Annotated in this window: 19 protein-coding genes; 14 read left to right on the top strand and 5 right to left on the bottom strand. The window is 48.5% G+C overall.

Translation table 11 applies throughout. The features are described 5' to 3' along the window. Positions 1-2 precede the first annotated feature (2 nt). The 10 genes from F4Y64_04710 (at position 3) to sbcB (ending at position 9,351) form a co-directional block, all read left to right on the top strand. Positions 3-437, top strand: coding sequence for a hypothetical protein (locus F4Y64_04710; GenBank protein ID MXX96900.1), 435 nt, complete (start codon positions 3-5; stop codon positions 435-437). Next, the gene (locus F4Y64_04715; GenBank protein ID MXX96901.1) at positions 434-1,834 is read left to right on the top strand and encodes a hypothetical protein; all 1,401 of its coding nucleotides are present in this window, start codon (positions 434-436) and stop codon (positions 1,832-1,834) included. The genes F4Y64_04710 and F4Y64_04715 overlap by 4 nt, the downstream gene beginning before the upstream one ends. Next, positions 1,822-2,562 (top strand): LPS export ABC transporter ATP-binding protein, encoded by a 741-nt coding sequence (lptB, locus tag F4Y64_04720; protein MXX96902.1) that lies wholly within the window; start codon positions 1,822-1,824, stop codon positions 2,560-2,562. Before F4Y64_04715 ends, lptB begins: the two co-directional genes overlap by 13 nt. 50 nt (positions 2,563-2,612) lie before the next feature. After that, a complete protein-coding gene (aroF, locus tag F4Y64_04725; protein MXX96903.1) occupies positions 2,613-3,632 on the top strand; it encodes a 3-deoxy-7-phosphoheptulonate synthase in 1,020 nt (339 codons plus the stop codon). A gap of 66 nt (positions 3,633-3,698) precedes the next feature. Then, positions 3,699-4,775, top strand: coding sequence for a peptide chain release factor 1 (prfA, locus tag F4Y64_04730; protein ID MXX96904.1), 1,077 nt, complete (start codon positions 3,699-3,701; stop codon positions 4,773-4,775). Between the two features lie 109 nt (positions 4,776-4,884). Continuing rightward, complete coding sequence (gene rpsF / locus F4Y64_04735) at positions 4,885-5,256, top strand: 30S ribosomal protein S6 (protein MXX96905.1); 372 nt, start codon at positions 4,885-4,887, stop codon at positions 5,254-5,256. 2 nt (positions 5,257-5,258) lie between these two features. Beyond that, a complete protein-coding gene (rpsR, locus tag F4Y64_04740; protein ID MXX96906.1) occupies positions 5,259-5,444 on the top strand; it encodes a 30S ribosomal protein S18 in 186 nt (61 codons plus the stop codon). A gap of 27 nt (positions 5,445-5,471) precedes the next feature. Further along, positions 5,472-5,927, top strand: coding sequence for a 50S ribosomal protein L9 (locus F4Y64_04745; GenBank protein MXX96907.1), 456 nt, complete (start codon positions 5,472-5,474; stop codon positions 5,925-5,927). Beyond that, positions 5,821-7,827, top strand: a complete 2,007-nt coding sequence (locus tag F4Y64_04750) for a cytochrome C biogenesis protein (protein MXX96908.1) — start codon at positions 5,821-5,823, stop codon at positions 7,825-7,827. The genes F4Y64_04745 and F4Y64_04750 overlap by 107 nt, the downstream gene beginning before the upstream one ends. 66 nt (positions 7,828-7,893) lie before the next feature. Beyond that, positions 7,894-9,351, top strand: a complete 1,458-nt coding sequence (sbcB, locus tag F4Y64_04755; protein MXX96909.1) for an exodeoxyribonuclease I — start codon at positions 7,894-7,896, stop codon at positions 9,349-9,351. On the opposite strand, the gene F4Y64_04760 is transcribed toward sbcB, so the two are convergent. The 3 genes from F4Y64_04760 to F4Y64_04770 are packed head-to-tail and all read right to left on the bottom strand — an operon-like array spanning position 9,337 to position 12,154. Further along, the gene (locus tag F4Y64_04760; GenBank protein ID MXX96910.1) at positions 9,337-10,311 is read right to left on the bottom strand and encodes an ROK family protein; all 975 of its coding nucleotides are present in this window, start codon (positions 10,309-10,311) and stop codon (positions 9,337-9,339) included. The genes sbcB and F4Y64_04760 overlap by 15 nt on opposite strands. Next, on the bottom strand, positions 10,304-11,080 hold the full coding sequence (locus F4Y64_04765) for an SIS domain-containing protein (GenBank protein ID MXX96911.1): 777 nt from the start codon (positions 11,078-11,080) through the stop codon (positions 10,304-10,306). The genes F4Y64_04760 and F4Y64_04765 overlap by 8 nt, the downstream gene beginning before the upstream one ends. Positions 11,081-11,092: 12 nt before the next feature. Beyond that, entirely contained in the window at positions 11,093-12,154 is a 1,062-nt protein-coding gene (locus tag F4Y64_04770) for an SPOR domain-containing protein (protein MXX96912.1), read from the bottom strand. 143 nt (positions 12,155-12,297) lie between these two features. Between F4Y64_04770 and F4Y64_04775 the strand changes: the two genes are divergently transcribed. Both F4Y64_04775 and folB read left to right on the top strand, forming a co-directional pair. Further along, entirely contained in the window at positions 12,298-13,224 is a 927-nt protein-coding gene (locus F4Y64_04775; GenBank protein ID MXX96913.1) for a sugar kinase, read from the top strand. 265 nt (positions 13,225-13,489) lie between these two features. Continuing rightward, positions 13,490-13,858 (top strand): dihydroneopterin aldolase, encoded by a 369-nt coding sequence (gene folB, locus F4Y64_04780; protein MXX96914.1) that lies wholly within the window; start codon positions 13,490-13,492, stop codon positions 13,856-13,858. Here the strand turns inward: folB and F4Y64_04785 are convergent. Beyond that, positions 13,848-14,441, bottom strand: coding sequence for a septum formation inhibitor Maf (locus F4Y64_04785; GenBank protein MXX96915.1), 594 nt, complete (start codon positions 14,439-14,441; stop codon positions 13,848-13,850). The two genes, folB and F4Y64_04785, sit on opposite strands and share 11 nt — an antisense overlap. 61 nt (positions 14,442-14,502) lie before the next feature. On the opposite strand from F4Y64_04785, the gene F4Y64_04790 reads away from it, so the two are divergent. Both F4Y64_04790 and F4Y64_04795 read left to right on the top strand, forming a co-directional pair. Next, positions 14,503-15,285: a ParA family protein gene (locus F4Y64_04790; GenBank protein MXX96916.1), complete on the top strand. Its 783-nt coding sequence runs from the start codon at positions 14,503-14,505 to the stop codon at positions 15,283-15,285. Next, the gene (locus F4Y64_04795) at positions 15,285-17,696 is read left to right on the top strand and encodes a penicillin acylase family protein (GenBank protein MXX96917.1); all 2,412 of its coding nucleotides are present in this window, start codon (positions 15,285-15,287) and stop codon (positions 17,694-17,696) included. The genes F4Y64_04790 and F4Y64_04795 overlap by 1 nt, the downstream gene beginning before the upstream one ends. A gap of 41 nt (positions 17,697-17,737) precedes the next feature. Here the strand turns inward: F4Y64_04795 and F4Y64_04800 are convergent, their stop codons facing one another. After that, the gene (locus tag F4Y64_04800; GenBank protein ID MXX96918.1) at positions 17,738-18,988 is read right to left on the bottom strand and encodes an ATP-binding protein; all 1,251 of its coding nucleotides are present in this window, start codon (positions 18,986-18,988) and stop codon (positions 17,738-17,740) included. Positions 18,989-19,374 lie beyond the last annotated feature (386 nt).

Here is a 19,374-nt window from a genome sequence, read left to right on the forward strand (position 1 = left end):
TCATGATCTCTCAGGCGGATTCGGATCTCGACGAAAGTTTGCCAAGACTCAGAATCTCAGCAGACCATGTGCAATGGGTTGGTGAAAGCGATACGACTATTCAGCATCTTCAAGGTTTGGAGAAAAAGGTGGAGGTCGTTATTCATGATTCTACTGGGGCGTTTTCGGCATTGCTCAAAGCCGATCATGTAATTTATCATAAAGACGAGGAATATTTTATTGCTGAAGGAGGGGTACTGATCGAGACGGACGATGATCGTACGTTAGCTACGGAGCGAATTGGATGGTGGGAGAGGGATCAGCTTCTGCGAACGGATGAGTTTGTACATATTACTACGCCTGAAGAAATAGTTTCGGGAATGGGGCTTGAGGCAACGGAAGATCTGAGCACGTATCAGATTGGCCGGTTCAGGGCCGAGATCATGATTGATCAATGAGACCGATCGCGCTGTGGCTTATTGTTGTACTCGGTATGCCGCGGGTCCACGGGGATGGGCACCCAAGAGCATTTTTTGTCCATGCAGATACGGATTCTGTATCTGTAGCGGGGGATTCGCTTAGGGGTCTGCAAGAGCAGGAAGATTTTTTCCAGTATATCAGTGGAGATGTACGCGTCGTCCATGGCCCAACTCAGATTACAGCAGATCAGGCAATTCGGAATGTTACGCGTCGCAGAACATCTTTCATGAGAGATGCTGTATTAATTGATGAAGGAGACACCCTGCGGGCAGATTCATTGCATTATGATGAAGAATTAGAAGTGGGATGGGCGGTAGGGAATGTCCGACTCTCCGATGGAGAAGTCGTTACGTTATCTCCAAGCGGGGTTCATTATGTCGATGAAAAACGCATTGAGTTTCCAGAAGGACTATTGTTGCAGGATTCAACCACAACTCTGACCGGGCAGACTGGCATCTATTGGGTTGACAACAAAGTTGCCGATCTCGGGGGGATGGTCGAGATGGAGTCCAGAGATGTAAAGCTGATTGCAGATTCACTGACGCACTATAGAGATTTTTTGATATCGCTTGCTCGTGGATCTGTACGTTATCAAATCGGCTCAGACAATGATTCGACCTGGGTTGCAGGTGAACGGGTGGAATACAACGCCGAAGATTCGTTAAGTGTCATCCGTGGAAACCCACTTTTGATGCACCTAGAGTATGATTCACTTTCTATTGACACGCTCCTTATCCGGGCAGAGCTTCTTCGCATGCAGGATCGCGCAGGAAGCAGTTATCTCAATGCAAGCAAAAGGGTTCGCGTATGGAACAGCTCCCTGGCCGCTCTTGCAGATTCAATGATCTATGCTCGGTCAAAAGATGATACCAGTCAGTTGATCTGGTTGTATGGCCAACCCTTTATATGGATGGACGATACTCAGTTGACGGGTGATACAATGAAGGTAGTGATGAAAGATGGTGCAATGGATTCTCTGTTTATTTGGGGAAATGCATTTATCGCACAGGAAGACAGCTTAATAAAACGGATCAATCAGGTTAAGGGAAAAAACGTTGTCAGTACACTCCAAAGCGACTCTGTGCGCATCTTCAGGGTTGGTCCGAATGCCGAAGCTGTATATTTTAGCAAGGATGAGGAGGATCAACCCGATGGTGCTTTAGAGGCATCGGGAGACGAGATTCGTATGCAATTTGCAGGAGATTCACTTCAAACGCTGACTTTCAGCACCGATGTAGTGGGGACACGTTACCCGGAGAGTGCGCTTCCAACTGGGATAGGTCTTGAGGGACTAAAATGGGAACCAGCACAAAGGCCAACCAAAGAGGAGCTTCTTCGCGATTTTACAACCGATCTATTCAGATGGGAGCCTTAAAGCTTCGGACCAGAGGATTGACCAAGCGCTTCAAGAAGCGCACGGTAGTGGACGACGTTTCCCTTGAAGTGCAATGCGGGGAGGTTGTAGGGCTGCTTGGTCCCAATGGGGCGGGCAAATCAACATCGTTTCACATGATTGTAGGGCTCGAAAAGCCAAACCGAGGTCGGATTTATTTGGGGAAGGATGACATCACTGCACTCCCGATGTATCAGCGAGCGCGTCGAGGACTGGGCTATCTTGCCCAGGAGACAAGCGTTTTTCAGCAGTTGACGGTTGAACAAAATCTTCATGCTGTATTGGAGTTTCAGAAATTTTCCAGGAAAGAACGGGGTCTACGGGTAGATAAGTTGATCAGCCAGTTTGGTCTGGAAACAGTCAGGACTGCTAAAGCCTACACGCTCTCCGGGGGAGAGCGTCGAAGAACCGAAATCGCCCGTTCAATGGCGCTTGAACCCGACTTTTTTTTGTTGGATGAACCGTTTGCGGGGGTGGATCCAATCACCGTTGAGTATATTCAGGAAATCATCTGTCAACTGGCAGACTTGAACATCGGGGTTTTGATTACCGATCACAATGTCCACGAAACCTTAGCCATCACAGACCGGGCGTACCTCCTGTTTGATGGTAAGATTATGAAGTCGGGAACGGCAGAACAGCTTGCATCTGACCCGAAAGTGCGCCAGTATTATCTCGGCGAAAAGTTTGCTCTTGACCGTTACCGCTGAACGCCTTTTCAGGGGCAAAGTAGAACCCGCCACACAACCACTCGGTTGCCATGGTCGTCATAATGAAGAAAAAAGCTTCGGAAGAAGATATCGAAGCTGTAATTACGAATCTCAATGCGTTTGGCTTTGATGTCCATCGCTCCAGTGGGATTAACCAAACGGTGTTGGGCGCGATTGGAGTCCGGCCGGGGTTTGATCATCGGATCATCCGAGGGCTTAGTGGTGTCGCAGATGTACAGAGGGTTACGGAGCCCTACAAACTGGCAAGTCGTGTAGGCCGGGAGGCGCCATCCATTATTGATGTTGATGGTCTGCACATCGGTGGGCATGCAATTACGGTGATGGCAGGTCTTCGCAGCACGGAAAGTGAGGAGAGAGTTAAGGAAGCGGCAACGCAGATTTCCACTTCTGGGGCATCGCTCTTTCGGGGAAGTATACTGAAACCACGCACATCCTTCTATGAATATCAGGGACTGGAAAGCGGTGGATTCAAAGTGATGCGTCAGGCGGCAGATGAGTGTGGGTTGAAGTTGGTGATGGAGGTGAGTAGTATGGGGCAAGTGGAGACCATATCAGAGTATGCGAGCATGCTGTTGGTGCAGGCACACAACATGCAGAATCTTGAATTATTGCGGGTGTTGGGGGAGTCAAATAAGCCAATCTTGCTTGAGAGAGGTCTTGCAGCTACAGTACAGGAATGGCTTATGGCGGCGGAGTACATTATGAGATCTGGGAACACAGGCGTGATTTTGTGCGAGCGCGGGATCCGTACGTTTGAATCCGCGACGCGTTATACCGTGGATTTATCTGCAGTGGTCGTTGCTAAGGTAAAAAGCCATTTACCTGTCTTCGTTGATCCGTGCCAGGGAACGGGCATGCGAGATTACGTGACCTCTTTGGCCTGCGCGGCTGTTGCGGCAGGTGCAGATGGAATTGCAGTGGATGTCCACCATGACCCTCCCCGCGCGTCTTCAAATGGGCTGCAAGCATTTAACTTTGACCAGTTCGCCGATCTGATTGTACAGGTTCGTAAAGTGGCAAATGCGGTCGGGCGCGGTTTGCATCAGTAACTGTCCGTGATACTCTGTTAGTTGCGCGGGCACCCGGTACGTATACGGGATATCGCTGCAGATGGAATGATTGATTTGGAAAAATTACAGGAAGTGAAAGAGCGGTTTCGTGTGCTGAACGAGATCATTGCAGATCCTGCAACAGCCGCAGATTCCAATCGTATGGCGGCCTTGGGACCGGAGCATCGGGAGCTGTCCGAAGTCGTAAGTGCAATAGAACGATATGAAGCTGCGCTCACGGAGTCGGAAGAAATGCAGGCATTGATTCGTGCAGAGAAAGACGCGGAATTGGTAGCATTGGCACGGGAAGAGTTGGAAGTATTAACGGCGAAATTGCCGCAGATGGAAGATGCGCTTAAGCAGGCACTTGCACCTAAGGATCCGGCGGATGCCCGCGATGCGATTGTAGAAATCCGTGCAGGTACGGGTGGCAGTGAAGCTGCATTGTTTGTCGCCGATCTGTTTCGTCTTTATGAACGCTACGTTACACGAAAAGGATGGAAACTTACCGTGATGAACAGTTCTGCAGGAAGTGTTGGGGGATTCAAAGAGGTCGTATTCGGTGTTGCCGGGCGTAGTGTGTTTGGTTATCTGAGATATGAAAATGGGGTTCATCGTGTTCAAAGGGTCCCACAAACGGAGTCCAGCGGGAGGCTGCATACCTCTGCCGCAAGCGTCGCGGTTTTGCCGGAAGCTACAGATGTTGAGATTGAGATTGCTCCGAACGAGCTCAAGATTGATGTGTATCGATCCAGTGGACCAGGAGGGCAGAGCGTGAACACGACGGATTCAGCGGTCCGGATCACCCACATCCCCACAGGCCTCGTCGTTACGTGCCAGGATGAAAAGAGCCAACACAAAAACAAGGACAAGGCACTGCGAGTGCTTCGCTCGCGTCTGTATGAAAAGAAACGGAGCGAGATTAATGCGGAGCGTGATGCAGTACGAAGAGAGGCAGTCGGATCAGGAGATCGTTCTGTGAAAATCCGAACCTACAATTACCCTCAGGATCGTGTAACAGATCATCGGTTGGAAGGGGAGCACAAAAATTATCCCTTGCGCAAGATCATCGAAGGTGAACTAGATGAGCTCGTGAATGCGCTACAAACCGCGGACCATGCGGGTCGGATGGCGAATGTGTAGGAATGGAACACAAGTATTCATAAGGTGTACGACCGCTCTTTCTTGCCCTGCCCCCGCGAAACACGGGGGCATGACAATCTATAACCAAGTCATTCCGTAGGGATAAGTTATGGCCATGAATCGCAAGATGTACGAGCTCACGTACATCCTCACCTCTGTGCTCTCGAACGAGCAAATTGCAGAGGTTGTAGCACGAGTAAACGAAATGATTGAGGGTGCCGGTGGCACCATCATTGAAGTGGATGAATGGGGAACACGAAAACTCGCGTACCCAGTGGACAAAAAAAGGAACGGTTACTATGTTAATCTGTACTTTGAAGGGCCAGGTACGTTGATCCCGCGCATTGAGCGGGCGCTAACCATTGACGATAATGTATTGCGCTCATTAATTCTGGCAATGGATAAGAGTATGGTTGCCCACTATCAGGCAAATAAGTCAAGCAAAAAAACTGCAGCTAAGGCAGAAAGTGAGGAGCAGTAAAGATGTCGCAAAAATACATTGACTACAAGGATACTGACTATTTGAAGCGCTTTATTAACGAGCAAGGCAAAATGCTCCCTAGGCGGGTACTGGATATACCTGCTAAAAAACAGCGGGCAATTGCTCGTGCGATAAAGCGCGCACGGCATCTTGCCTTGTTGCCTTATGTGGCTGATTCGGTACGTTAAAATTGAGGTTCAGAAAGGAATTCTGCGATGAAAGTCATTCTCTTAACTGACGTTCCTAACCTCGGTAATGAAGGAGAGGTTATAAGTGTTAAGAACGGTTATGGACGTAACTGGCTCATCCCACAGAGGCTTGCACAGATGGCAACTCCGGGTGCAGTTCGAGCATTTGAAGATCAAATGCGTCAGCAAGCAAGGCGGCGTGCTCAGGAGCGCAATAATGCCGAGGAGATCAAAAATCAACTGGAGAATGCGGTCGTCAATATTGAAGCTAAGGTGGGTGAGGAAAACCGAATTTTTGGTACAATCACATCACAACAAGTGGCTCTTGGATTAGCAGTGCAAGGCTTCAACATTGACCGTCGCATCATTACCATCAATGAGGACATCAAGGTCCTTGGTGAATACACAGCGACGATTAAATTGCACGCAGAAGTACATGCGCAGCTCAGTGTGCATGTGGTTCCGGTGGGTAGCCTGGCATAGGCAGTCAGGTTCATTCGGGATCGCGCTTGTTCTGGCACTGATACCCATCGGTGTTGCAGCTGCCCAATATACCGTGTCATGGGATGTCAGAGCGGAATATCATGATGCGTCGGCACGCGTCGTAGTTGAAGGTATGCTACCCCCGGATGATCCGTCAGGCGGGGCATGGCGGATGTACGCGTTGGACTCCCCCAGGCCTAGTCGGGCGTTAACTGTCCGGTTCGATTCTCTGCCCGCGGGGTTGGTTCTATCGGATTCTCTGCGCCAACTGAATGTGCAATCTGGGTTCGATCCCTACTTTGATAGAGTGGTCACCTATTTTCAGGGGCGTGCTGTAGCTTGGGCGGATTACACGATTGAGCAGAATTTCTCTGGTGGGATTGCTGAGGGGAGTATTGAATTTATGATCTGTAATGACCTACTCTGCCTTCCGCCAGACTCAACTTTATTTTCATCCTCACTCACGGAAGTATCTACCCCACTACCTGCTGTTCCAGTGATCTCCCCGGCATCCGTTGCGCTGTCGAATCCATCAGGTCCACTCCGCATGGAGGACCTGCCCGTTGCGGATATGGAGTCGGATGCTTCGTCTGGATTGCTGGGGTTCTTACTATTAGCGATTGGAGCGGGGTTTGGGGCACTCCTGATGCCGTGTATCTATCCGATGATACCATTGACGGTCTCATACTTTACTCGGCATGCCCAGGGCACACCTATACGTATGGCTTTACTGTATGGCCTCGCGATTGTAGCAACGTTCACGGGCCTTGGGGTAGGACTTTCCATCCTTGTAGGCAGTGCAGGCACACAGATAGTTGCTGCGAATCCTTGGGTAAATCTTTTGATCGCGACGGCTTTTCTTGTCTTTGGGTTGTCATTGCTTGGTGTATTCAACCTTCGTCTTCCCTCTTCCCTCGTAACTTGGTTCGACCGAAAAGGAACGGAGCGTCAGGATTACATTGGCGTACTCTTTATGGGTCTGGCACTTACGCTTGTATCTTTCACCTGCACGGTCCCCTTTGTTGGATTGCTACTTCCGAGTATTGCCTCCGGGGCCTGGTTTTATGGCATTCTGGGGATGGCGACCTTCAGCCTAACGTTCGCGCTCCCGTTTGTAGCATTTGCGTGTTTTCCCCGGGCACTAAAGGCACTTCCTGGCAGTGGAGGTTGGATGCGCGAGGTTGCCATTGTTTTTGGTTTTCTGGAGATTGCAGCTGCGGTGAAGTTTTTTTCCAATGCGGATCTAGTCTGGGGGCTTGGTCTGATTGATCGGCCATTAGCTATCGCATTATGGATCGTACTAGCTTCCTTGGCGGGGTTTTATCTGATTGGCCACTTACGATTCCTGGAAGAGGCTTCCGTCGCACGTATTGGTGCTGCAAGGCTCTTATTTGGGGTATTATTCTTCGGGATAGCAGTTTATTTGCTGCCTGGACTCTTCGGGGGGCGGCTTGGCAGATTGGATGCATATCTACCACCACGTGGCCCCGATGCAGTGAGCCTGTTTGATACTGGGCTTCAGCATGAGCAGAAATGGATTACGGATGATTTACCGGAGGCATTTTCCGAGGCAGTGCTTCTTGATCAGCCGCTCTTTGTTGATTTTTCAGGATATACCTGTACGAACTGCAGAGAGATGGAGGTCAATGTATTCGAACGCGGAGAGGTCAGTCGATTATTGGCTGATCATTTTGTATTGAGTCGACTATATACCGACGGCCCTGATGGTCGTCAATTTCAGGAGTTTCAGGAAAAATTGACAGGAACTCGTGCACTCCCCACCTATGCAATCATGAATGGGAGCGTGGTAGACGAACCACTGATTCAATTGAGTGGGGTTGTTTCTTCCGAAAAATTCGAAGCTTTTCTGCAATACGGACTGCGGCAATATGAAGATTGACCACGGGAGTTGGATGAGAGCTGTGCTGATTCGGGTCAATAGTCTTGGCTGATAGAACCGAAGTCTATGACATTTTTCTGGTATGACTACGAAACCTGGGGAAAGACTCCGCAGCATGACCGGATTGTGCAGTTTGGGGGTGTACGTACGAGCGAGGACCTGGAGCAATTAGGTGAGCCAATCGAATTGAAATGTCAACCTGGATTAGACTGTCCGGTTGGTCCAGGAGCCGTGAATGTCCACGGGATCATGCCAGAAAAAGCAAAAGAGGAGGGATTACCAGAATCTGAGTTTGCCGAACGAATCCATGCTGAATTGAGCCGGAAAGACACCTGTAGCGTGGCCTATAATGGGATGGGTTTTGACCATGAATTCACTAGAGTACTATTCTATCGAAACCTGCGCGATCCGTATGAATGGGCATGGAAAGATGGCAATACTTACTGGGATACATTGGATTTAATGCGGGCCGCATTTCTTCTTTGGCCAGATGCTTTGAAGAATTGGCCGAAAAAAGAAGATGGGAGGCCCTCATTCAAGTTAGGGGATCTGTCTGCTGCGAATCTCATGCCGGAAGAACTTGAAATGTCTCATGATGCCGTGACCGACTCCGTTCATATGTTGAAAGTGGCAAAACTGATACGGGAGCGAGCACGGGGGTTATGGGATTATGCGCTTCAATTGCGTTATAAGGGAAATATTCAGATCCTGATGAATCGTGGAGAGCCAGTTCTTTATGTGGTCGGAAAGATTCCAACGGAACGGCATTGTTCAACATTTCTGAGCAATTTGGGGGTCCGTGGACGGAACGGGAATGAAGATTTTGCCTTTGATTTGTTTTATGATCCAACTCCCCTGCTAAAGTCTTACCAGCGGTGGACTTTGAAAGACAAATCTGCCGCATGGCGTTCGATATTGTCATTCAAGCGCAATCAATCCCCATTTGTTTGCAAGTGGTCATATGTAAACAGGCTCACTAAATTATCTCTCAGGGATATCCTGGATAGAATGCAGCTGAAGGAGGCCGAGGTTCAGGATCGCCATGATAGAATCCAGGAGTTTCTCGCCCAAGAATCCGAAAACCCATTTTCCGAATATATTCTGCAAAGGGAAGCCGAATCGGAACACTATTATTCGTTTCGTCAGACAGATCCAGATCAAGCCATTTACGAAGGGTTTATTTCGAATCGGGATCGGAATTTGATGAATCAGGTGTTGCGGGAGGGGGCTGATTTTGATTGGCGTAGCGTTCAGTCAGAAGATCCTCGGGTTGAGCCGTTGATTTTCAGGTTTATTGCACGCAATTACCTGGAATCCCTGGATGAGGCTGGCAAAGAGCGCTGGGAAGCATATTGTCGTAGTCGACAACTGAAATCTAGGCAGCAGCGTTATGTAACTGCGGATCAGGTCTTCAGTTATGAGTTGAGAGACTGCTCAGAGCCTTGGGGAAATTTAGATGAATCGCAGGCAAAACAGCTTTTGGAGTGGCAAGAGGGGGTGAAGAAATCGTTAGTTCATCCCTAAGTCCACCTGCTCCCAAGCTAATGCAGCTGCTCCTAATACGACACTGAACGCGGTAATTTCGGACAGTTCGATTTTTATCTCCTCTCCAACTGGATAGCGGAACGTGTGGTTAATTACATGCGTTCGGATCTCATCCAGGAAGTAGGGGGCCGCGGCAGCCGCGCCACCACTCAGGATAATGATTTCCGGTGCATACATGTGAACAACACTGACGAGAAACCAGGACAATTCGGTTTTCCAGGTGCTGAATGCGTCCATACATAGCTTGTCATCCTGAGCAACTCCCTCAATCACGGCTTCAAAATCGATACTTGCAGGGTCGTCAAAATAACGTTCATTCAAGACAGATGGCAGTCCCCGGGCCAGGCTATCCCGGGCAATAATACCCAGTGCTGTAGCAGAGCAAAGGATATTTGCGGTTCCACGGGCTCGCGTAATACACAATCGATTGCTACTAGATTGCTGGACTACATGGCTCGCCTGGGTTCCAAACTGAAGATGTGGGTCCCGAAGAATTTTCCCATCCAGCATAGCACCGGAACCCACGCCAGTCCCCAGTGTGATGGAAACAGCCCAGCGATACCCACGGGCTTTACCATAGTGGGCCTCAGCTATGATGGACAGGCGGCCGTCATTATCCGCAATCACAGGCAGGCTCAAGTTGCGAGAGAGATTGGGTACGATCGGATACCCCTCCAGGCGGAGCTTGCCTGGTAACAGTACGACACCTTGGGCGGGATCTACCGCACCTGGAAATCCCATCCCTATTCCTATAGGAGCACCTCCCAGATTGGTCTGAATACAGGAAATCTCCTCCACCACCGCAGTTTCCAGTGCCTCTGCTGACATTGCAAAGCCGGATGATCGTGTTCGCTTTTCCAAAAGCGTACCATCTGCGAGGACGGCACCCGTTTTTATACGAGTACCACCGACATCAACACCGATCACGTATTCATTCATCTACAAACAGGTGGGCGAGGCTTTTTCTGTAGGCTTCGTAGAACTGTTCAAGCTGTTCTTCCGCCGTGGTATCCCCAATAAATTGATGGCTAGGTAGAAGGACTGGCGTATGTCCGAGCTGCAATAACTTCTCCGCAACCGCAACCCGTAACATATTCATCAGCATTCCCCCCGTAACCGTCGAAACAGGACCAGTGCGCCATTCAAGTCCATCAAGCTCGCTGATGCAGTCACCAGGTGGACATTGATTATCAAGAACGATGTCAGCGATGTCAATCAGTTTCTTACCGGACGAGTGAGATGCACTCGTTGCTTTAGAGTGCTCCGTTGAGACAATCCCAATCACAGGTAGTCCTCGCTTTTTTACCCCAAGGGCCATTTCTACTATGAGAGGTCGGACTCCACTGGTTGAGACAACAATAAATGCATCATTGGGGCCGAATCGAAAACTCCGCAGAATCTCTTCAGCGTACCCACTAACCTTTTCGAGATGAAGTGGTCCACGCAATCCGTTGGGCCCGATGATTGCGGAGTGGTTTGAAAGTGCCTGCTCCACGAGTGCATAAAAACCAACAAATCCGCCTTGTCGAGGTGTCATTTCTTCACACATCATGCGCGAATGTCCCGATCCGAAGCAGAAGATTAGACCGCCTTTTGCAATCCGATCTGAGCACAATTCTGCAGCACGCTCAAGCTCTTCTAACTGCGTTTCTCGAAGACGATGTAGCCGCTCAATAGTTCGGTCAAAATAATCTACCGCCGCTACCATAAATGTGGGGGATTAGAGGTCAGTGTTCAAGATATTAAGTACCCATGCCTGCGCTGGAAGCTCAGTGAGGCGATCCTTTAGAGCCAATGCTTCAGGAATCGTAGGGACTTGGCCAATTGCCACGCGATAGAGCGTATTATCATGATTCCTAAGTGTATCGACGGGAATCGTGGGATAGAGTTCACGATATTCACCAATTAGGATAGATGCCTGCTCGGGGGTATCAAATGAGCCAATAACGAGGGTGTATCCTCCCGTTTCTCGGTCCAGCAATGGAGTTTCTGGGTCCTCCGGAAGAGGCGAAGTCTCAACTGAAGGTGGATTTGCCGCATCATCCAAAGCAATCAAGGGTTGTTCTGGGTTTGGTTCTGGTCGAACACGGAAAGCATATTCGATGGATTGATCAACGGTATCTAAAAGATCAATGGAAGTAATATTGGCCGCCGAGTCAGCGGAGATCGAATCAGGGGCAACGGGTAAGATGGCAGGTGATTCTGCATCATTCAAGGCTTGTTGAGGGGGTGGGAAATAATTCTGAATCACGAAGTAACCGCCGATTGCAGCAACGACTACAATGATGGGTATCGCGACTCTCCAGTTGAATTTCCGACGATGCCTGACGGATGTCGATGGCATCTCTTTCTTAATCTCCAGGGAGTTCAGGTTTGCATGTGCCCCAGCCAGGAATGCTTCCAGTTCAGGATCAGGTGAGAATTCAAGCTTCCCATCAGATTGCTTAAGGATCCCTATTTCAGGGATATGGACGGGCATCTGGGCCAAGATCTCTTTGATGAGAAGATTAATGACCGCAGCGGCTTCTTCATGGGACGCTCCCAGATTTGATGCTAACCCAGAAATTAGTGATTCATCTGTGGTCAGAGAAGGATCTCCTTCAAGCACTACGCGCTTTCTCGGGGGACGAAGGATAAACTTCTGCTCACTAACCCGCTCATGCTCACTGGGGACAGACTCAACTTTCAGAGTCCCTAAGCCAGAAATCGTCAATTGATTATTCTGCAAAAGGGTCTCGCGTATGACTACCGTGACTTCTCTGAGGACTGATTTACTCTTCACAACTAAAGCGAGATGATTTGCATTAACCTTGAATGCCGTAATTTAGCCAAAGCTTTCGAATCTATCTTAGTTCAACCTCCCAATTTTATTTCTGAATGCGATTTGTAGATCGTCGCATCTTCAAATAGAATAATTTTTCCTGAATGAGTGTACTTGTGGTGGGTACGTTAGGCTTGGATGATATCGAAACTCCTCGGGAGAAGGCTGAACGTATCCTAGGTGGGAGTAGCACCTATATTGCATTTGCAGCTAGGCCGTTGGCTCATCCCGTGGGAATTGTTGCTGTGGTTGGCAGAGACTTTCCCGAGGAGTACAAGCAGTTACTGCAATCAAGTAATTTGGATCTGACAGGTATACAAACCTTGGAAGATCAGGATACATTTGCTTGGGGAGGGCGCTACAGAAGGAATATGAATATCAGAGACACTACGTTTACTCATTTGAATGCCCTGGCCAAATTTAATCCAATAATCCCAGATACTTATATAGACAGTAACGTCTTATGTCTTGGGAATCTTCCCCCTAAAACACAAAGTGATACTTTAAGTCAAATGAGTGGCAAGGGGTTCGCCGCGTGTGATACAATGAATTACTGGATTCGTAACATGCGGGAAGAATTGAATGATGTTTTTTCACAGATAGATTGTCTGCTAATCAACGATGAGGAAGCTCGCCAAATAACCGGTGAAGGCAATCTGTATGCTGCCGGTCGTCAGGTGTTGGCATTGGGTCCCAAAATATTGATCATCAAAAAAGGTGAGCATGGAGCAATCCTATTCATTGAAGAGCAAGTTTTCATTGTACCAAGTTTTCCCCTGAAAGAAGTTCGAGATCCGACAGGTGCAGGGGATGCGTTTTTGGGAGCGTTTGGCGGAAGTCTGGCAAATGAGTCATCTATTGGGCTGGATGCCCTCAAGCGAGCGGTTGTTTACGGCTCTACGGTAGCCTCGTTTTGCGTAGAATCGATGGGGCCATATGAATTGGCAAACCTGACAAATGCTGCCATTGAAGAGCGGTCCAAGTTGTTTCGGGGGATAACAGAATGGCCTGTTCTGCATGGACGTGTTTAATGTATGAACTGCTCTGACCTCGTTATTCGTGGGGTACCGGGACGAAGTGTAACTACCCAATAGATGGTACTGTACTTCTGGGGGATCTCCATCAGCAGCTTCGAACAAAATAGTGACAGTTTTTTCGCAAATATACTTCCTGACGTGACGACATGGTTTCGAGAATTTTACAATAACGTAGAGATCAGATCCTCGAATGCATCGAATAGAGGTATATTGGACTCCTCATCCACAAGCGCGTTTATACCATTTGGGCTGAAGGCAAATGCATAAAATTAGGCTGGTCAATGCAGTTTTCTTTGCTCACCACGGAGTAACCCCTGAAGAGCGGCAAGTGGGGGGGAAGTACGAGGTAGACGTAGAAGTGAAATTTGATTTTGAAGTAGCGGCACAAGACGATGATCTTGATAGGACTTTGTGCTACGAAACGATTTATCGCGTCGCGGAAAGTGTGGTGCAGGATGAAAAAATTGAATTGATCGAACGGATCGCCTATCTAATTGCGAACCAGATTGCTGAACTGGCTACCCAAATTGAGTATGTTGACGTTTGTGTTCGTAAACGGAATCCTCCAGTGGGAGGGATCGTTGACTTTGCCGAGGTGGTATACCGAAGCGAAAAAGCTAAAATGTGATCAAATCACTGAAATGTTCTTTGAGCAATGTGTACAATCTTCGGAGTGGCAGACCGACCACATTATAGTAGTCTCCATGAATCTGTTCGATAAATAAAGCTCCCAAATCATCTTGAATGCCATAGGCGCCGGCTTTATCAAGAGGTGCACCAGTTTTGACATAATTGGAAATCTCTGTTTCAGTCAGCCGACCGAAAGTGACTTTGGTAGATTCCACAACAGACACAATCCGCTCAGATTGCTTATGAACCAATGCTATTCCAGTATGCACTATGTGTGTGGAACCGCTCAGTTGACGAAGCATGTCTGCAGCCTCGAAAGCTCCCGAAGGTTTCCCGAAAATCAACCCACGAGAAACTACGATGGTGTCGGCACCAAGGATCAATGCATTGGTCTTCCTTTCTGCAATCGAAGCTGCCTTTCTGAGTGACAGATGTTCGACCAATTCTTCGGGTGTGAGTTTTTTCGTGACGGTTTCGTCCACGTTGGGGGAGATATGAATAAAGGATACACCTATCTGCCGAAGAAGCTTTCGCCTTCGTGGGGACTGGGAAGCAAGTATAAAATCGGTATGGATTTGCATGAAATGGGCTTAATTCTCCAGTCTGAGCTTTTTCATATACGCGAAACCAAGGGATAATATAATGTCGATCATCACGGTTTGTAATCACAAAGGTGGCACCGGAAAAACTACGACATCTATACATATCGCAGCCGCGTTACACTTGATGGGATACAAAACCATGATCATAGATCTGGATCCACAGGCGTTTCTGACGCGAATGATGGACATATGGCCGTCTGATACCGCCAATACGTCACTGGATTTGTTTCACTCTGATAGCAGCTTGTCTGATTTGGAAGTACTGAAATTACCTCCATTTGACCTACTCCCTTGCACTGGGGGTATGAACCATCTCTCAAGCAAACTTACCAGCGCCACGGATATGTTCTGGGTCAAGGAGGCGCTCCAGGATCAGAGTACTTATGATACGATCATCATTGATACGGCGGCCGCAGTTTCAGTGTACGCACTAAATGCCATGATTGCCGCGGATACATTGATGATCCCCGTGGTTCCTGAGGTGCAATCTATATACGGAGCAGAGCAGACGTGGGGGACCGCGAAAGAGGTGCGAAAAAAATGGAATCCTAACCTGAAGACGGCGATGTTTCTTCTGACAAATGTGGATAGGCGCAAGAAAGTGCATCATCAGTACAGTCAGTACATGCGCAAGACATACGAGGACCTAGTGATGGATACAGTCATCCGTACATGTGCCTCGCTTGCTGCGGTATGCAGGGACGGGGCCACTGTATTTGAGAGAAACCTGGATTCCCGTGGGGCTAAAGACTACGCGGCCGTTGTAGATGAGCTGGTTAGATATGTTTTACCCCCTGCAAAAGCAGAGAATGAGGTGGGGTAATGTTGAGGTTTGCACTGCACTTGACCGTAGCCGTTGGCTTGCTTTGGGGATTGCATTATGGTCCAGGTGGGATCGCACCGCTGGGAAATTTGATTGATCCTGCACGTGGGTTCTATCACAACGCGCGCATAGCTGAGCATGATTCAAGGGAAGTAAAAGTTGTGTCTACGCTGAGTGACAGTGTGACGATCGAGCGGGATGAGCGTGGGGTTCCTCATATTTTTGCTACTAGTGATAGGGATGCCATCGTTGCACTAGGATATGTCACTGCACAGGATCGGCTTTTCCAGATGGATTTTGTCAGTCGTGTTGCGGCGGGTCGAATGTCAGAAATTTTCGGTCCAGGCTCAGTAGAGGCGGATAAATACTTACGGGCAACCGGAATGAACTGGGCCGCAAAGCAGATCACTCAGGCACATGCTCAGGAGCAAGGTCTTGACTATGACTTAATGGTCTGGTTTTCTGAAGGGGTGAATGCCTTCATCAATAATCTTTCCTATGCAGAGCGGCCATTTGAATTCAAGTTGTTTGGGTATGCTCCCGAGAAGCATACGCCACTGCATACTATTCTCCTGATGCAGTACTTCAATTTTGACTTGTCATTTGAATCAGATGACGTGGCCTATGGTCTGGCGCAGGCACGTTTGAGCCCTGAGGACTATGCCGAGCTATACCCGCTTCACTCCACACGCTACAAACCAATTATTCCTTCGGAGGCGATGACTTCAAAGAATTCTATCTCTGCGATGGGGAATACATCAATAGCCTCGTCAGATGCATTGGTGCTATTGAAGCGTATGCAGAGGACTCTAAGGGGGCATGGCATTGAGGGGTTCCACCCTTCCAAGGGTTCAAACAACTGGGCAGTAACGGGAGAGCGATCTGTCACGGGTTTACCGGTGCTGGCTGGAGATATGCATCAGTCTCTGACGCTGCCATCTATCTGGTATGAGGCGCATCTATCCACCCCGTTCATGAATACATATGGCGTACTTTCCCCAGGTGTGCCACTGCTCGTCGAGGCGTTTAACGATCACGTTGCTTGGACCTACACGAACTCAGGACTGGACGGGATTGATCATTATTTACTCCGGTTAAGCGAAGATGAGCGCAGTTATGAATTCGATGGAGACTGGAAACCTCTACAAATGGTGCCGGATACAATTCATGTGAAAGGCGAGCAGGCCATCATTGATACTCTAGTATTGTCCCATTTGGGGCCAGTCATCAGAGATTCAAGTGCTGCGGTTGCTATCAAGTGGGTGGCACATGAAAAAAATCACATGATGACTGCCCTCTGGGATATGAACCGTGCGAAAGATGCGGCTCAATTGGACAGTGCACTGCAAAATTGGCACTCACCCGCCCAGAACATACTCTATGCAGATACCGAAGGGACGATTGGGATCCGGGTGGCCGGTGTTGCACCGCTCCGCGGCTCCGGTCATGGAATCGGGTTTCTGGATGGAAGTACCAGTACCACAGAATGGGTTGGTAACATTCCATTTGAGGAGATGCCCAGCGCCGTGAATCCTCCCCGTGGATATCTCACATCAACCAATCAGCAGCCGACAACGGCAGATTACCCCTACTACCTAAATCATGACTGGCGGGCAGCATACCGTTCTTTGCGCATTGACACATTGCTTTCTGGAAAGAATCAGCATAGTATTGACGATATGAAAAATTATCAGGCAGATTTTTACGTTGGCCAGTATGACGCATTCGTGCCGCTGCTTGATTCTGTACGCTCACTGTCGCCTCAGGCTGAAGCAGTCCGCAACGCATTGACTGGGTGGGATGGCTTTGCAGAAGGCGAAACGACCGGCCCACTCGCCCTACATGAGTATTTAATTGCTCTAAAACGTCTCACATGGGATGAGCCCGTGTTTGTAGATCTTCCAGTGCCAAGCGAAACCGTCCTGCTAATGCTGCTGAATCGTGGATCTAAATGGCTCGATATTCAGGAAACTCCGGCGATTGAAGATGCAGGAGGGCTCATGGCTGCGGCATTGGAAGAGGCGTCAAGTGCACTGCTGAGTCAGTATGGAGATGATTGGAGATGGACATCACATCATCAGGTAATTTTTCGACATTTGACCCAAACTCCAGCACTGGATATGTTCTGGCGCGGACCGTACGCTTATCCAGGTTACGACGAGACATTAGGTCCAGGGGATGGACTGGAAGTCACGCATAGTGCAAGTTGGCGCGTGGTTATAGATTTTAGTTCCAATCCTCCAGAGGGATTCGGGATATATGCTGGGGGGCAAAGTGGCAATCCGCTCAGCCGGTATTATGATCTTCAGATCCAAGATTATTTGGATTACAATTACAATTCACTACATAAACCTCGAAAGTACGGCAACTTGGAATCCGTTTCGTCCATTCTTACATTGAAAGGGCAATGAGTCTGATATCTGGATCGATGGGCACGGAAATCTCATTGAATTCAGTCACTTTCCCAGAGCATGCGAATTGGTACTACGTACATCCCATCCCCGAAACTTCCACACATTTCACCATCGTACAGCACTGCCCCAAACGTGAATTTGTCAGGGTATGCAGCCTTGATTTTACGTAATCCTCTGAAGTCGGAATTAGAAATGCTGGCTGCGGCTTTGACTTCAATACCAGCTATTTCAAAGGCACCACGTTCGATAACCATATCCACCTCAACTCCATCTCGGTCACGAAAATGGTGGAATATGTAAGGCTCATGTGATGAACTAGCCTGTCGCTTCAATTCCTGAAAGACAAATGTTTCGACGAGTTGTCCAAGCAGTCCGCGGTTTTTTAGTAAAGCATTAGTATCGACTCCCAGTAAGGCGCATGCCAACCCAGTGTCGCCAAAATGGATTTTAGGAGTTTTGATCAGCCTTTTCATTCGATTGCCGTACCATGGTGGAAGGCGTTCGATCAGGAATTGATGCTCCAACAATATTGCGTAGTCGCGAACTGTGTTGTAACTCATTTGCAATTTTGATGCCAATGTTGACACATTGAAGAGTTGCCCCGACAAATTTGCGGCGTATGTCAGCAGGTTTGGGATTGCTTCAAGAGAGCGAATTTTAGCTATATCAAGTACATCTTTTTGAATGATGTTATTAACATAATTCTGGAACCAAATAGTACGTCTACGACCAACTGGACGGCCAAGGGCTTCAGGATAGCCCCCGGAGACGACCCGGTCAACGAGATTTTTTGCCAGCCGTTTTTTCTGGCGCATCCGAAAATCACCCGCAAATAGCCGGTCCAGGAAATGGGGAGATTGGATCTGTTCAATTTCTTGCTGTGATAGGGGATGAAGGCGGAGAACTTCCATGCGACCGACAAGTGCATCGGCCAGCTCCGGTACAAGGAGCAAACTCGTTGAACCTGTCAAAATGAATCGACCAGGTTTTCTGTTACGGTCCACCGAAAGCTTTAGAGTACGGAACAACTCGGGTACACGCTGAACTTCATCAAGTATGGTTTGATCTGCACAATCGCTTATGAATCCCATTGGGTCGTTTTGAGCAAACACTCGGGTTTCCGCGTCGTCAAAGGTAGAATAGGAATAATCGAGTGATTCTCCCATGCTTCTTGCAAAGGTTGTTTTCCCAGATTGACGTGGTCCGTGGATCAGTGTCACGGGTGTATCTCTAATGGATTCGCTGAGCAAGAATCTTAATTGCCTAGGAATGATCTCTTGTTTGGGCATTTATCGGCAGATTTTCAGAAAGTGCTTCGGCAGATATTCAGTTAACACCTCGGCAGATTTTCAGTTAACACCTCGGCAGATTTTCAGTTAACACCTCGGCAGATTTTCAGTTTCAACATTCTAGAACTGTCAGAGGTGCTTCTTCGAATCATCAGAGATACCTCCTGAGCATGTAGATCCATTTCATGGATTCCATGAAGGAATTCAGCTCACATTTGAATAAATTCAAAGTGTGTAAAGGACTGTCGTTAAAGGTTTATCCGAATATTCAGTCTGTTGAATTCCTCTCGGTTCTCATCGGTCATTCACACACTGATCCGGTGCACATCTTTACTGACTCTGACGATTTTTAGTATTTTGCCGGATCTTCTGGAAGATATCTTTAG

Source organism: Rhodothermaceae bacterium (assembly GCA_009838195.1).
In the GTDB taxonomy this organism is placed as follows: Bacteria; Bacteroidota; Rhodothermia; order Rhodothermales; family Bin80; genus Bin80.